The sequence below is a fragment of the Bradyrhizobium sp. CCBAU 45394 genome (assembly GCF_028128655.1).
GTDB lineage: Bacteria > Pseudomonadota > Alphaproteobacteria > Rhizobiales > Xanthobacteraceae > Bradyrhizobium > Bradyrhizobium diazoefficiens.
Map to the genome: position 1 here is coordinate 63,593 of NZ_LBIX01000167.1, position 13,221 is coordinate 76,813.

Genomic DNA, 13,221 nt, shown 5'->3' on the forward strand with positions numbered 1-13,221 from the left:
CGCGGAGACTCCCCCTCACCCGGAATTTGCTGTCGCAAATTCCGGCCTCTCCCCGCAGGCGGGGAGAGGCGAAGAAGCAGCCTCCCGCTCAACAAAATCAGCGTGGATTACGCTGATATTTCTGCCTCGCTTGCTCCCCTCGCGCAAACTGAGTTATCTTGCCCTGGCATCAGCTTTCCTGAGGGTCGGTCATTTGCGGCGGCTGCTCTTTCTCAACGGCATCAAGGCATTCGAGGCGGCGGCGCGGACCGGCAGCTTTGCTGCGGCGGGCGTCGAGCTCAACGTGTCGGCGGCCGCGGTCAGCCGCATGGTGCATCTGCTGGAGGAGCGGCTCGGCGTCGCGCTGTTCGAGCGCAAGGCCAACCGGCTGGTGCTGACGCAGGCGGGACGCGCCTATCAGAGCGGGCTGACGCCGATCTTCGATGCGCTCGCCAGCCTGACCGCGCAGGTGACGGCCCCCTCCAGCGTCCGCGTGCTCACCATCGGCGTCGGCCACACCTTTGCGATGCGCTGGCTGATCCCGCGCCTGTCGGAGTTTCGCAACGAGGAGCCCGACATCGAGGTGCGCTTCACCACCGGCGGCGCGTCGGTGCCGTTCGGCGAGGACTGGAGCTGCGGCATCAAGCTCGGCACCGGCGACTGGCCCGGGCTGGTCGCCGAGCCGCTGTTCGCCGGCGACCTCACGCCGGTCTGCGTGCCCCGTCTCGCCGCGAGCCTGAAGCGTCCGGCCGATCTCAGGGGACCCAGCCTGATCCGCGTCGCACATTCGGCCGAGGACTGGCCGATCTGGCTGAAGGCCGCCAACCTCGCGCGCATCAATGCGCGCGGGCCGGAATTCCAGTTTTACGGCCAGGCGCTCCAGGCCGCCGCCGACGGGCTCGGCATCGCCATGGGCATCCGGCCCTACATCGACGACGATCTCGCCGCCGGGCGCCTGGTAGCGCCGTTCGACCTCTCGGTGCCCAAGGGCATGCGCTGGTATCTGGTCTATCGCAGCTTCCAGACCGAGCAGCGCGACTTTGCAGCGTTCCGCCGCTGGATCATGCGGGCAGCGTCGGAACCCGCCGCCCGTCCGGCGAGGCGCACCGGCCGCACCACCGCGCGGAACTGAAATTCAGCGGTTCCGCGGGCAAAAAACCCCGTCGCATGTGAACCGCTTCACATCCTGAAATCCGCAAACGTGGTCCCCTGACCCTCCAACAAGGCGCTCGAGCAACAGACTCGACCAAGACACTCCGGGGACTACCAATGACGACCATCTATGACGGCTTTGACATCGAATCCTTCGAAGCTGGCAAGGGGCTGTGGCACGCCCGCATCCGGCGCGCCGATTTCAGCCTGGTTGCCATCGACGGCGTGCTGTTTCCGGCCATGGAGGTCGGCTTCGCCTGGCCCGATCGCGACGCCGCGATTGCCGATGCCAAGCACCACATCGATCGCTTCCGCCGGCGGGCCGACAGCGACGACGAATAATCGGTCAGGGACGGCGAAGGGGAACCGGTCATGTCAATCACCGAATTCGACGACGGAGCGCGGCCTCGGATCTACAACCGCGCCGTCCTGTCGAATTGTCCCGAATGCGACGGCGATCTCACGGTGCTCCGCGTGATCGGCGGCCGCGCCGGGTGCGAGTACTGGACCATGCGCTGCACCGATTGCGGCGGGATCCACCTCGACATCCTCAAGCCGCATGGGACGGCCGAGGACAACGAGGGCCCGCTGCCGGCGGCGTGACGTTTCGGCCTGCTGCCAACCTGCTGTCAGCAGCCTGCGCACGGACGGGCATTCGCCCTTTCCTGAGGGGCGGACTCGTCCCATATTCGCCTCATGGCGAAGAAACCTGCATCCTCCGAAAAATCCGGCAAATCCCCCAAGTCCAAGGCTCCGTCCAAGGCCCCGAACTCGAAGGCGCACCGCCCTGACGTGCAGCCGATCGGGCCGGCGCTGGCCGAGCTGCTCAATCCCGCCATCAACCGCGGCGATGCCGGGCTTGGATCGGGCACCGGCCTCCAGCCGCCGCCGGACAATTCGCGCGACCGCCGCGCCGGGGGCGAGGCCGCCGCGCATCGCGCGCGTGCCTCGACGCCGAAGGACTTTCCTCCCCCTCCCAACCCTCCCCCGCGTGCGGGGGAGGGAAAGGGTGGGGTCGGACTCGACGAGGCGCCGCAGGCCAATTACGGCACCGCGGCCACGATCCCGACGCTCGATCCGGAACTGGCGCGGCAGCTCGGCCTGCCCACCGAGGAGGACGATGCCGAGGCGCTGGCGCGTCCGCCGCGCAGCAAAATGGAGGCGCTCGGCGTCAAGGCGACCGCGGATGCGCTGGAGTCGCTGATCCGCGAGGGCCGGCCGGAGTTCCGCAAGGACGACGGCTCCACGAAGGTATGGACCCCGCATCGGCCGCCGCGCCCGGAAAAGTCCGAAGGTGGCGTGCGCTTCGAGATCAAGTCGCACTACGAACCGCGCGGCGACCAGCCGACCGCGATCGCCGAGCTGGTCGAGGGCATCCAGCGCAACGACCGCAGCCAAGTGCTGCTCGGCGTCACCGGAAGCGGCAAGACCTACACCATGGCCAAGGTAATCGAGGCGACGCAGCGCCCCGCCATCATCCTGGCGCCGAACAAGACGCTGGCCGCCCAGCTCTATGGCGAGTTCAAGAACTTCTTCCCCGACAACGCGGTCGAATATTTCGTCTCGTATTACGACTACTACCAGCCGGAAGCGTACGTCCCGCGCACCGACACCTATATCGAGAAGGACTCCTCGATCAACGAGCAGATCGACCGCATGCGCCACTCGGCGACGCGCGCGCTGCTCGAACGCGACGACGTCATCATCGTCGCCTCGGTGTCCTGCATCTACGGTATCGGCTCGGTCGAGACCTACACCGCGATGACCTTCGCGCTGAAGAAGGGCGAGCGCATCGACCAGCGCCAGCTGATCGCCGACCTCGTCGCGCTCCAGTACAAGCGCACCCAGGCCGATTTCACCCGCGGCACCTTCCGGGTCAGAGGCGACGTCATCGACATCTTCCCGGCGCACTATGAGGACCGCGCCTGGCGCGTGAACCTGTTCGGCGACACCATCGAGACCATCGAGGAGTTCGATCCGCTCACCGGCCACAAGCAGGACGAGCTCGAATTCATCAAGATGTACGCCAACTCGCACTATGTGACGCCGCGCCCGACGCTGGTGCAGGCGATCAAGTCGATCAAATCGGAATTGAAGCAGCGGCTCGATCAGCTGCACGACCAGGGCCGCCTTTTGGAAGCGCAGCGGCTGGAGCAGCGCACCACCTTCGACCTCGAGATGATGGAGGCGACCGGAAGCTGCGCCGGCATCGAGAACTATTCGCGCTATCTCACCGGACGCCTGCCCGGCGAGCCGCCGCCGACGCTGTTCGAATACGTGCCCGACAACGCGCTGGTGTTCGCCGACGAAAGCCACGTCACCGTCCCCCAGATCGGCGCCATGTTCAAAGGCGACTTCCGCCGCAAGGCGACGCTCGCCGAATACGGTTTCCGCCTGCCCTCCTGCATGGACAACCGCCCGCTCCGCTTCGAGGAATGGGACATGATGCGGCCGCAGACCATCGCGGTGTCGGCGACGCCGAGCGGCTGGGAGCTGAACGAGAGCGGCGGCGTGTTCGTCGAGCAGGTCATTCGCCCGACCGGACTTATTGATCCTCCGGTCAACATTCGCCCCGCCCGCACCCAGGTCGACGATCTCGTCGGCGAAGTCCGCGCCACCGCGCAGGCCGGCTATCGCTCGCTGATCACGGTGCTGACCAAGCGCATGGCGGAGGATCTCACCGAATATCTGCACGAGCAGGGTATTCGCGTCCGCTACATGCACTCGGATATCGACACCATCGAGCGCATCGAGATCATCCGGGATCTCCGGCTCGGCGCCTTCGACGTGCTGGTCGGCATCAACCTCCTGCGTGAAGGCCTCGACATTCCCGAATGCGCGCTGGTCGCGATTCTCGACGCCGACAAGGAAGGCTTTTTGCGCAGCGAAACGTCCTTGATCCAGACCATCGGCCGCGCCGCGCGCAACGTCGACGGCAAGGTGATACTCTATGCCGACCAGATGACCGGCTCGATGGAGCGCGCCATCGCGGAGACCAACCGCCGCCGGGAGAAGCAGGTCGAGTACAACACCGCCAACGGCATCACGCCGGAGAGCGTGAAGAAGCAGATCGGCGACATCCTCAATTCCGTCTACGAGCGCGACCACGTGCTGGTCGAGGTCGGCGGCCACGACATGACCGACGACGTCATCTCGATCGGACACAATTTCGAAGCCGTGCTCGCCGATCTCGAAACCCGCATGCGCGAGGCCGCGGCCGATTTGAACTTCGAGGAAGCCGCGCGCCTGCGCGACGAAGTCAAGCGCCTGCGCGCCACCGAGCTCGCGGTGGTCGACGACCCCACCGCCAAGCAGCGCACCGTCCAGGGCAAGGCCGGCGCCTATGCCGGCACCAAGAAGTACGGCGACGCGGCGAACCTGCCCGTCAGCGCGATGAAGAGGAAAACCGTGAGCTCCGCGCTGAAGGCCAGCGGCGGCGGCAGCGGCTCGAAGGTGCACAAGCCGCATCTCGACGAGATGCACGGCCCGGAATCGCTGCCCTACCGCGAGAAGCCGAGCCTGCCCGCAAAGCCGTTCGGCAGCACGAGCCGGATCATCCAGCCGACGGACTCGCGACAGTCAGGACCGGAGTTCGGCCCCACCCCGCGCTCCAGCGGCGGCGCGCCGGGGCATCGCGGCGGGTGGAAGAAGAGGTAAGGGGCGCGGGGTCATCCGCGTTGTTCGTGGTTATGGATTCCGGGCTCGCGACTTCGTCGCGCCCCGGAATGACGAGGGAGAGATATGCTCCCTCACCCCACGCTCGCCGTCACCACGGCCATTACCGACAGCAGCAGCACGATGGTCACGAGCTGGAGCGAGGCGACCGGCTGGGTGCGCCAGGCGGTGATCTTGTCGCCGAGCGACAAATGGGCTTCGAAGAATTTCGGTTCGTAGACGGTCTTGAAGACGGCGGGGAAGCTCGGGCCCAGGGCCACCGCGAGCAGCGCGTGGGCGAGCTAGGCGATTGCGACGAAGATGGCGACGCCGGGGTCGCCGACGCGGTCGTGGTTACCGAGCAGCTTGAGCAGCATCGCGGCCGTGGCGAAGGTCGGGAAGCACTGGAGGGTCGCGGTCAGCGCGAGGCCTTCGAGCGCGTTGTGGAGGCGGGACTTTCTCGCGGCGATCGTGGCGGCTATGGCACGTCTCCCTGGTGACATGGGCATGACGTTAGTCGCGATGCCGCACGGGTGATGTGAGTTGGGTCACGCGCCTTTTTGGCGCCGGAACAAGAGGCGAGATGGATTCCGGGTTCGTGCCAAGTGGCGCGCCCCGGAATGACAGGGAGCTACAGCTTCCCCTGCCCGTTCACCTGGCCCTGCTGTTGCCGCTGCCTTTCCTGTTCCTTGGCGTGGTGCCGGCCGTAGAGGCAGCCGGCGGCGGCCCCGAGGACGCCGTGGTGGCCGGCATAGTGGCCGGCGACGCCGCCGACGACGGCGCCCTTGATGCAGCCCTTGGCGTTGGCGGTGGAGGTTGCGCCGAGCACGAGAAGCGCGGCAGCGACGGCGAGAAGCGGGGATTTCATGGATCGATGTCTCCGGATGCGGTGTCGGCGTCTCAACGGGCGCGGGCGCATCGCGGTTCCACGCGCCTGCGCGGCCCCGGCATTGCGCATTGGTCCACGCGCCTCGCGCGCCATGCAGCCCAATGCAGGGCGATTTCGTGCAGGCGCACGGGCGCTCAACCCATAATTGCAGCCATGAACCTGGCATTGCGCTTGCGCGTCATATCGACTGCAACATTCCTGTGGTTTCGCGGATTGCCGGTGCGCGAAACCGCGCGTTAGCGTTGCGCAACGCCATGCGGCCAATGAGGACGGGCGGAATGACAGTCGAGAAGCTCAATCGCCAGCGCGTCGTGCATCTGCTCGACGCCTTCGCGCGCGGCGACATCGAGGCCGCGCTGTCGTGCTGCACCGACGACGTCGACTTCCTCACCCACGCGCCGATCGACATCCTGCCGCACATGGTGCCGCGCCACGGCAAGGCCGAATTGCGCGCGCTCTGGCAGACGGTCTGGGTGCGCTATTCGGAGATCCGCTACAAGGCGCCGCACATCGTCGCCGAGGGCGACGAGGTCGCCACCTACATGCAGACCTATTTCAGGAAGCGCAGCAACGACCGCGTCGTGCAGTTCGACATGGCGGTGTTCTATACCTTCCGCAACGGACAGGTGGCGCAGATCCGCGAGATTATCGATTCCTACGATCTGGTGCAGCAGGTGCTGGAGCGCGAGATCGGACCGCTGATCGTGGGGGCGCGGGTGGACGGGAGTTAATCCCGACCGCGCTCTTCGCGACGTCGTCCTGGCGAAAGCCAGGACCCATTACCCCAACTGCCGATATGGTGGCACCTTGCTAACCGCTAGCGTGCCCATTGCAGGATTCGGTGGCTATGGGTCCTGGCTTTCGCCAGGACGACACCGAGAATGCGGGAACCAGCGCTCGTACGCTTGAGCCCCCCGGAAGATTACGGGGTTCTGTTGTAAATCTCACAAAACGCGATCAATTGTGCATTGCGAAAACGTGAATTGCGTTTTGGCCGAAATTCCGTATTTTGTTCGCATACAAACGAGTTGAGCGGCCCCGAGGCACGTTTCCTGTGCATCGGGCTGTTTTCCGTTTTTTTGCAAGCCAGCTTCAGGACTGCCCAAAATGACAGAGCACAGCCTCTGGCGTTTCTCGCGCGCATTGCACCGCGCGATCAACGACCGGCATTTCGAGGATATCGAGGCCCTGATCGACGAGGACGTCGAGTGGGCGCTCTATGGCCCGATCGACATGTTTCCGTTCCTCGGCGCACGCCAGGGCAAGGACGCCGTGCTCGACGTCATCCGCCAACTCGCCGACAATTTCCAGGTCCGCCGCTTCGATCGCGAGAGCATCATGCTCGGCGTCGATTCCGCCGCCTCGATGCTGCGCTATTCGCTGACGGCGCTGGATTCCAACAAGCCGATTTCCTTGCGGGTCGCGCAGTTCGCCCAGTTCAGGGCGGGCAAGCTCGTCAGCTTGCGCGTGCTGATCGACACCTTCGACCTGGTCGAGCAGGCACTCGGCCGTGCCATTCATCTGCCGAAGATGAGCAGCGTCGGCTGAGGGGGGACGCCAACGGGCCCCGCTCTTCGGGACCGATGACGATGCGTGGCGCGACGTCCTGGCCTCCAGCCCCGCCGGATGCCGTCGTGCCGGAAGCCCGTCGTCGGACGCGCGCCTTTCGCGCGGCCCGTTGGTTCGCGTCCCCAGGCAAGCGTCCAAAGGCGAGCCGCCACAATTTCGCAACGATAGGTCAGCATCCTCGCTGCAGAATGGCGCATGGTCATTGCGGAAGTCCGCTATATATTATCGGACAGCATGCGCTGGGGTTCGCGGGCAGGACGATGGAATTCTCGACAGGTTTTGGCTGGACCAGGCTGCCGGCGCTGGCGGCCGCGTTCATTCTGGGCTCGGTGCTGACGGTCTCGGCGCAGATCATCCCGCCCTTCTCCCCACCCGCGGCCGCGCCCGACGAGGACGCCGAGGCGGCCGAAGCCCCCGACGCCAACGACCCCGACGTGCTCAAAGGCATCGACGTCGACAAGCTCGACTGGGGCCAGCTCGCGATCGACGCCGGCACGCTCAACGACCTCATCGCCGCCAAGAAGCGCGCGCAGGCCGCCGCCAATGACGGGATGAACTGGGCGTCGAACGCCAATGCCAACGGCTCCTCGGCGGTGACGGTGAAGCAGTCGGTATCCTCGTTCTGGGACGCCCGCATCGGCGCCGACATGACGGTGACGAGCGAGCCGCGGACGATGTCCGAGCTCTTGGCGCAGAAGGCCGCCAATGGCGGCAACCTGCCGCAATCCTCCGGCAGCGCCTGGGCGGCGGCGACCGCGCCCGGCGCGGGCCCGATCTGGGACAAGACGGCGGTGGAAGCCCGCGTCGACCCCGGCGCCGAGCAGAGCAAGCTCGGCGCGTCGCTGACCAAATCGGTGCCGCTGTCGGGCGACACGTCGCTGACGCTGCAGAACGGCTACAGCGTCAACCAGCAGGGCACGACCGCGGTCCCCGGCATCGGCGGGCACATCACCCGCAATTACGAGACCGACCAGTCCGCCAAGGTCACCCTCACCGACACCGGCACCAGCATCACCGCCGGCCAGACGCTCTCGACCACCGACGACAAATGGCTGCGCAAGTTCGGCGCCGAGCAAAAGCTGTTCGACAACGTCACCGTCTCCGGCTCGGTCGGCGAGACCTCGCAGGGCGCGATCAACAAGAGCCTGACGGCGGGGTTCAAGAAGAGCTGGTGAGTGTGTTTTCGCCTCCCCCCGCAAGCGGGGCGAGGGAGTCAGACACCGGCCGTGCCGCGAAGGCGCTCCGCCGCAGCCGCCGTTCAGACATTCCTAACCATACGCCACGGCAAAACCCCCGAATGGTCCGCCCTTGCCGCATCTCGGCCTAGTTACGGTCAAAATCCGACGCCCTGATGGGGATCGCCTTACAGACGTCGTCGTGCGGGGGACACTCGCGCTGCGCTCAACGCGAACAGGGGAACAACGATGAACGCCATTCGTCCGGAAAAGATCGAAGCCGCCGAGACCGAGACCGTCGACAGCAATCTGGCCGCGGTGACCGAGGTCGAAGCCGGCATCCGCGACTTCGTCCGCAACGACATCGCCTATCTGCGCCGGCCGGCGGCGACGAGCGCCGACGCACCGCCGCTCGATCCGAGCGCGGAGGCCACCGTCACCAACGTCAACTCGCTGATCCAGCGCGTCGCCGGCACCTCGCTCGCCGAGATCGAGAATCTGATCTCCGAGCTCGAGAGCCTGCGCGACCTGCTCCATGCCGAAGGCCAGCGCGTCCAGCGCGAGATCTCCGGCTACGCCCAGCTCAGCCAGGCCGCGATGAAGTCGACCCGCATGATCGCCGACAACGTCGCGCAGTGGAAGCGCGCCGCCGACGGCCTGCGCAACAGCTGATCGGTCAGCACCCGGCATCACCGGCCGCCGCGTTCCGAAAGGGGCGCGGCGGTTTTGATTCCGGGGCGGTGTGAATGCGCGTGTCCGCACGCTGTCTCCCCAATGCAGGCGTCATCGCCCGCCTTGTGCGCACTTGCGCACTGGAGCGGGCGATCCAGTATTCCAGAGACGGCGGTGATTGAGCGGAGACGCCGCGGCGTACTGGATGCCCCGGACAAGCCGGGGCATGACAGCGGAGGGCTTGGCAGGCGGCCACGCAAGTACGTCGGCCAGAGCCCCCCTTTGAACCCTCCACCCCTCCCCGGCGACCAATGCCAGGCGCCCGTCGGTTTACGCGGGCTCAGGGGGACATTTCATGGAAAGCATTCGGCCCGACACCACGGAGCCCATACCGCTGCGACCCGCGCCGAACCAGTTCGGCACGATCATGCTGCGCTTCGTTGGATTATTGGCGGTTGCGATCGCGGTGCTGGCGTTCGTCTATAGCCGCTGAGGGGAAGCCGGACACCGGCCCCGAAACGTTAACGAGCTCTTACCGGGCGGCTTCCACGGTCGAGGCTTCCAGGGTGTAGGCGCCATCGGCATAGCCCTTCACCACCATGCCGGCGACCAGCATCACGGCCAGCGTCGCGGTCGCAAAGATAAATCCGACAAACTTGAGTGCGCCGCGGTCAGCCATGGTCCTCGTCCCCTGTCCTCTGCCTATTCGTTCAAATAGACAGCGACAGGTTCATAATTGGTTAGCAACTCGATGGTTCCCCCAACTGCTTCGCGGGCAACCATGTTGCGCAGGCTTATGGCAGCCGCCCGGAATCGCGTCCATAGCGCGCGGGCAACACTCGCGCTCTTTTCAGCCCTTCATCTTGGAACTGATCTAACCGCCCTTCCGCATCGGCACGAAGGCTGAGGCGGTGATGGCGTAGACCTCTTCGCCGCGCTGGTTGGTGCCGGTGGTGCGGGCCGTCAAAATGCCCCAGCCGGGGCGCGAGGCGGAGCTGCGCTTGTCGATGACGACATTGGCGTAAGAGACGGTGTCGCCGGCGAGCACCGGCCTGATCCAGCGCAGGTCGCGAAAGCCCGGTGACGGGCCCCACACCGCGACCTCCTCGCCGCGCGCTGCGGCCTCTCGCGCCAGACGCTGGCCGTCCGCGACAAGCAGGCTCATGCAGGCCGAGCCGACATGCCAGCCCGAGGCCGCGAGCCCGCCGAACAGCGAGTTCTTGCCTTCCTCCTCGTCGAGGTGAAAGCGCTGCGGATCGAATTTTTGGGCGAATGTCTTGATCGACTCCGCGGTGAACGTATAGGCGCCGATCTCACGGCGATGGCCGATCTCGATCTCCTCGAAAAACGGCATCAGACCGCCCCCTCGCGCCGCTCGATCAGGATCGGCGAGGTCATCTCGCACAGCGCCTGCCCCTTGGCGTTGCGCACGGTGCATTTGAACTTGACGATGCCGAGGTCGGGGCGGCTCTTCGAGGCGCGCGCCTCCATGACATCGACGTCCAGCATGAGGTCGTCGCCGGGCCTGAGCGGCGACAGCCAGCGCACCTCGTCAACGCCGGGGGAGCCGAGCGAGGCGGCGCGGGTGATGAAGCCGTCGGCCATCATCCGCATCATCAGCGAGCACAGGTGCCAGCCCGAGCCGGACAGGCCGCGCAGCATGCTCTTGCTGGCGGCGTCCTCGTCCAGGTGCATCGGTTGCGGATCGAACTCGGCGGCGAAGGCCAAGATCTCGTCGCGGGTGACATGGCGCGGGCCGAACGTTCCGAACCGGCCGGGCGGGAAGTCTTCAAAGGTCAGGGTCATCTTGGGATTGCTGGCGGAAATGACAGATTGTGGCCGCACTTTGCGGCAATCTCAACCCGCCGGCCCGCATGGCTCGTGCTACATTCGACGCGGCGATTCTGGCCTTGAGTCGGGTCAACCGAGGGCCGAAGCCCGATTTGACAAGGCCCGATTTGTCCGGGGGAGAGCGATGTTTTCATTCAGCGACCTGTTTCAGTGGGACCGCTTTATCACGCCGACGATCATCAAGACCTTCTACTGGCTGGTGATCGCGCTGATCTGCCTGTTCGGCCTCTCCGGCATCTTCTCCGGCCTAGCTGCGATGGCGATCAGCCCGTTCGGCGGCTTCCTGGTGCTGCTGTCGTCGATCGCGAGCGTCGTCGTCGGCATCGTGTTCTCGCGCATCGTCGCGGAACTGATCCTGATCGTCTTCCGCATCAACGAGCATCTCGGCGCGATCCGGGATCAGGGCGGCGGGATGCGGTAGCCCGTCATTCCGGGGCGCGCGCAGCGCGAACCCGGAATCCATCGGGCCTCAGAACAAGTGGATGAATGGATTCCGGGCTCGCGCCAAGAGGCGCGCCCCGGAATGACAACTCCGGCTTACGTATTGAACCGGAAATGCATCACGTCGCCGTCGGCGACGACGTATTCCTTGCCTTCGAGGCGGAGCTTGCCGGCATCGCGGGCGCCGGCTTCGCCGCCGAGCGCGACGTAGTCGTCAAACGCGATCGTCTCGGCGCGGATGAAGCCTTTCTCGAAATCGGTGTGGATCACGCCGGCCGCTCCCGGCGCCTTGGTGCCGCGATGGATGGTCCAGGCACGCGCTTCCTTCGGGCCCACCGTGAAATAGGTGATGAGGTCGAGCAGCGTGTAGCCGGCGCGGATCAGGCGGTCGAGGCCGGCCTCTTCGAGACCCAGCGTCTCCAGGAAGTCGGCGCGTTCTTCGCGCGAAATGGTGGCGATCTCGGATTCGATCTTGGCCGAGATGACGACGGCGACGGCGCCCTCCTTGGCAGCCTGCTCCTGCACCGCCTTCGAGAACGAATTGCCGGTCGCGGCCGAACCTTCCTCGACGTTGCAGACATAGAGCACGGGCTTGGACGACAGCAGGCCGAGCATTCCGAAGGCGCGCTCCTCCTCCGCCTTGCGCTCGACGAGGCGCGCGGGCTTGCCCTCGCGCAGCAGCACCAGGGTGCGGTTGACGAGGTCGAGCTGCTCCTTGGCGTCCTTGTCGTTGCCCTTGGCCTTCTTGGTGAGGTTGTCGACGCGCTTCTCGAGGCTGTCGAGGTCGGCGAGCATCAGCTCGGTCTCGATGGTCTCGATGTCGGCGAGCGGGGCGATCTTGCCCTCGACATGGGTGATGTCGGAGTCTTCAAAGCAGCGCACGACATGCGCGATGGCGTCGACCTCGCGGATGTTGGCGAGGAACTGGTTGCCGAGGCCTTCGCCCTTGGAGGCGCCGCGCACGAGGCCCGCGATGTCGACGAAGGTCAGCCGGGTCGGAATGATCTGGCCGGACTTGGCGATCGCCGCAAGCTTGTCGAGCCGCGGATCGGGCACGGCCACCTCGCCGACATTCGGCTCGATGGTGCAGAACGGATAGTTCGCGGCCTGCGCCGCGGCCGTCTCGGTCAGCGCATTGAACAAGGTCGACTTGCCGACATTGGGCAATCCGACGATCCCGCATTTGAATCCCACGAGCGTTATTCCTTGCCGTTGTCGTCCTTGGTCAAAAACCCCTTCGCCTGCATGGCAAGATGCACCCTGTTGGCGAAGGTCGCGTCCGTGCCCTTGGCGATCAGCGCGGCGTGCTCGGCGACCGCGTCGCAGAGCGTCGCCACCCAGTCGTTGTCGGCCTTGGCGAAGTCCGACAGCACGTGGCCGTGCACCAGTTCCTTGACGCCGGGATGACCGATGCCGAGCCTGACACGGCGGTAGTCGTTGCCGATATGCGCCGAGATCGAGCGCAGACCGTTGTGGCCGGCGATACCGCCGCCGACCTTCACCCGCACCTTGCCCGGCGGCAGCTCGAGCTCGTCATGGAACACGGTGACGTCGCCAGGGGCGATCTTGAAGAAGCCTGCCGCCTCCTGAACGCTCCGGCCGGAATCGTTCATGTAGGTCGTCGGCTTGAGCAGGATCACGCGCTCAGTGCCGAGCGCGCCTTCCGAGGTCTCGCCCTGAAACCTGCGGCGCCATGGCGAGAAACCATGACGCCGCGCGATCTCGTCGACGGCCATGAAGCCGATATTGTGCCGGTTACGTGCGTATTTCGCGCCGGGATTGCCGAGCCCAACAAAGAGTCGCATGACGCGGCGCGCCCCTCGCTCGGCGCGCGGGTCA

General features: G+C 65.9%; 18 protein-coding genes. 10 read left to right on the forward strand and 8 right to left on the reverse strand.

The features are described from left to right. Nucleotides 1-193: 193 nt before the first annotated feature. The 4 genes from WN73_RS24300 (at nt 194) to uvrB (ending at nt 4,788) form a co-directional block, all read left to right on the forward strand. Entirely contained in the window at nt 194-1,111 is a 918-nt protein-coding gene (locus WN73_RS24300) for a LysR substrate-binding domain-containing protein (protein WP_028174686.1), read from the forward strand. 137 nt (nt 1,112-1,248) lie between these two features. After that, nucleotides 1,249-1,473 carry a hypothetical protein gene (locus WN73_RS24305; RefSeq protein WP_028174685.1) on the forward strand — a complete coding sequence of 75 codons (225 nt, stop codon included), beginning with the start codon at nt 1,249-1,251 and terminating at the stop codon, nt 1,471-1,473. Between the two features lie 30 nt (nt 1,474-1,503). Beyond that, entirely contained in the window at nt 1,504-1,734 is a 231-nt protein-coding gene (locus tag WN73_RS24310) for a hypothetical protein (protein ID WP_060910467.1), read from the forward strand. A gap of 93 nt (nt 1,735-1,827) precedes the next feature. Further along, nucleotides 1,828-4,788: an excinuclease ABC subunit UvrB gene (uvrB, locus tag WN73_RS24315; protein ID WP_271555179.1), complete on the forward strand. Its 2,961-nt coding sequence runs from the start codon at nt 1,828-1,830 to the stop codon at nt 4,786-4,788. Nucleotides 4,789-4,880: 92 nt separating this feature from the next. On the opposite strand, the gene WN73_RS24320 is transcribed toward uvrB, so the two are convergent. The 3 genes from WN73_RS24320 to WN73_RS24330 all read right to left on the reverse strand — a co-directional run bounded on the left by WN73_RS24320 (nt 4,881) and on the right by WN73_RS24330 (nt 5,653). Then, nucleotides 4,881-5,066 carry a hypothetical protein gene (locus tag WN73_RS24320; RefSeq protein ID WP_236842135.1) on the reverse strand — a complete coding sequence of 62 codons (186 nt, stop codon included), beginning with the start codon at nt 5,064-5,066 and terminating at the stop codon, nt 4,881-4,883. Nucleotides 5,067-5,087: 21 nt separating this feature from the next. Continuing rightward, nucleotides 5,088-5,294, reverse strand: a complete 207-nt coding sequence (locus WN73_RS24325) for a hypothetical protein (RefSeq protein ID WP_271555183.1) — start codon at nt 5,292-5,294, stop codon at nt 5,088-5,090. A 122-nt stretch (nt 5,295-5,416) separates the two neighbouring features. After that, a complete protein-coding gene (locus WN73_RS24330; RefSeq protein WP_028174683.1) occupies nt 5,417-5,653 on the reverse strand; it encodes a hypothetical protein in 237 nt (78 codons plus the stop codon). A gap of 299 nt (nt 5,654-5,952) precedes the next feature. Between WN73_RS24330 and WN73_RS24335 the strand changes: the two genes are divergently transcribed. From WN73_RS24335 to WN73_RS24355, 5 genes are all read left to right on the forward strand, one after another. Next, nucleotides 5,953-6,405, forward strand: a complete 453-nt coding sequence (locus WN73_RS24335; RefSeq protein ID WP_161536697.1) for a nuclear transport factor 2 family protein — start codon at nt 5,953-5,955, stop codon at nt 6,403-6,405. Nucleotides 6,406-6,781: 376 nt separating this feature from the next. Then, nucleotides 6,782-7,222, forward strand: a complete 441-nt coding sequence (locus tag WN73_RS24340) for a nuclear transport factor 2 family protein (RefSeq protein ID WP_011090168.1) — start codon at nt 6,782-6,784, stop codon at nt 7,220-7,222. A 281-nt stretch (nt 7,223-7,503) separates the two neighbouring features. Further along, nucleotides 7,504-8,418: a hypothetical protein gene (locus tag WN73_RS24345; protein ID WP_271555185.1), complete on the forward strand. Its 915-nt coding sequence runs from the start codon at nt 7,504-7,506 to the stop codon at nt 8,416-8,418. A gap of 249 nt (nt 8,419-8,667) precedes the next feature. Further along, the gene (locus WN73_RS24350; RefSeq protein WP_060910463.1) at nt 8,668-9,090 is read left to right on the forward strand and encodes a hypothetical protein; all 423 of its coding nucleotides are present in this window, start codon (nt 8,668-8,670) and stop codon (nt 9,088-9,090) included. Nucleotides 9,091-9,445: 355 nt separating this feature from the next. Continuing rightward, on the forward strand, nt 9,446-9,583 hold the full coding sequence (locus WN73_RS24355; protein WP_165448177.1) for a hypothetical protein: 138 nt from the start codon (nt 9,446-9,448) through the stop codon (nt 9,581-9,583). Between the two features lie 39 nt (nt 9,584-9,622). On the opposite strand, the gene WN73_RS24360 is transcribed toward WN73_RS24355, so the two are convergent. The 3 genes from WN73_RS24360 to WN73_RS24370 form a co-directional block, all read right to left on the reverse strand. After that, nucleotides 9,623-9,769 (reverse strand): hypothetical protein, encoded by a 147-nt coding sequence (locus WN73_RS24360; protein WP_027545961.1) that lies wholly within the window; start codon nt 9,767-9,769, stop codon nt 9,623-9,625. A gap of 195 nt (nt 9,770-9,964) precedes the next feature. After that, a complete protein-coding gene (locus tag WN73_RS24365; protein ID WP_060910462.1) occupies nt 9,965-10,444 on the reverse strand; it encodes a MaoC family dehydratase in 480 nt (159 codons plus the stop codon). Beyond that, on the reverse strand, nt 10,444-10,896 hold the full coding sequence (locus tag WN73_RS24370) for a MaoC family dehydratase (protein ID WP_271555187.1): 453 nt from the start codon (nt 10,894-10,896) through the stop codon (nt 10,444-10,446). Before WN73_RS24370 ends, WN73_RS24365 begins: the two co-directional genes overlap by 1 nt. Nucleotides 10,897-11,065: 169 nt before the next feature. Between WN73_RS24370 and WN73_RS24375 the strand changes: the two genes are divergently transcribed. Next, nucleotides 11,066-11,362 carry a DUF4282 domain-containing protein gene (locus WN73_RS24375; RefSeq protein ID WP_018648333.1) on the forward strand — a complete coding sequence of 99 codons (297 nt, stop codon included), beginning with the start codon at nt 11,066-11,068 and terminating at the stop codon, nt 11,360-11,362. A gap of 116 nt (nt 11,363-11,478) precedes the next feature. On the opposite strand, the gene ychF is transcribed toward WN73_RS24375, so the two are convergent. Further along, nucleotides 11,479-12,576 carry a redox-regulated ATPase YchF gene (gene ychF / locus WN73_RS24380; RefSeq protein ID WP_011090173.1) on the reverse strand — a complete coding sequence of 366 codons (1,098 nt, stop codon included), beginning with the start codon at nt 12,574-12,576 and terminating at the stop codon, nt 11,479-11,481. A 5-nt stretch (nt 12,577-12,581) separates the two neighbouring features. Further along, on the reverse strand, nt 12,582-13,187 hold the full coding sequence (gene pth / locus WN73_RS24385) for an aminoacyl-tRNA hydrolase (RefSeq protein WP_011090174.1): 606 nt from the start codon (nt 13,185-13,187) through the stop codon (nt 12,582-12,584). Between the last annotated feature and the right edge of the window lie 34 nt (nt 13,188-13,221).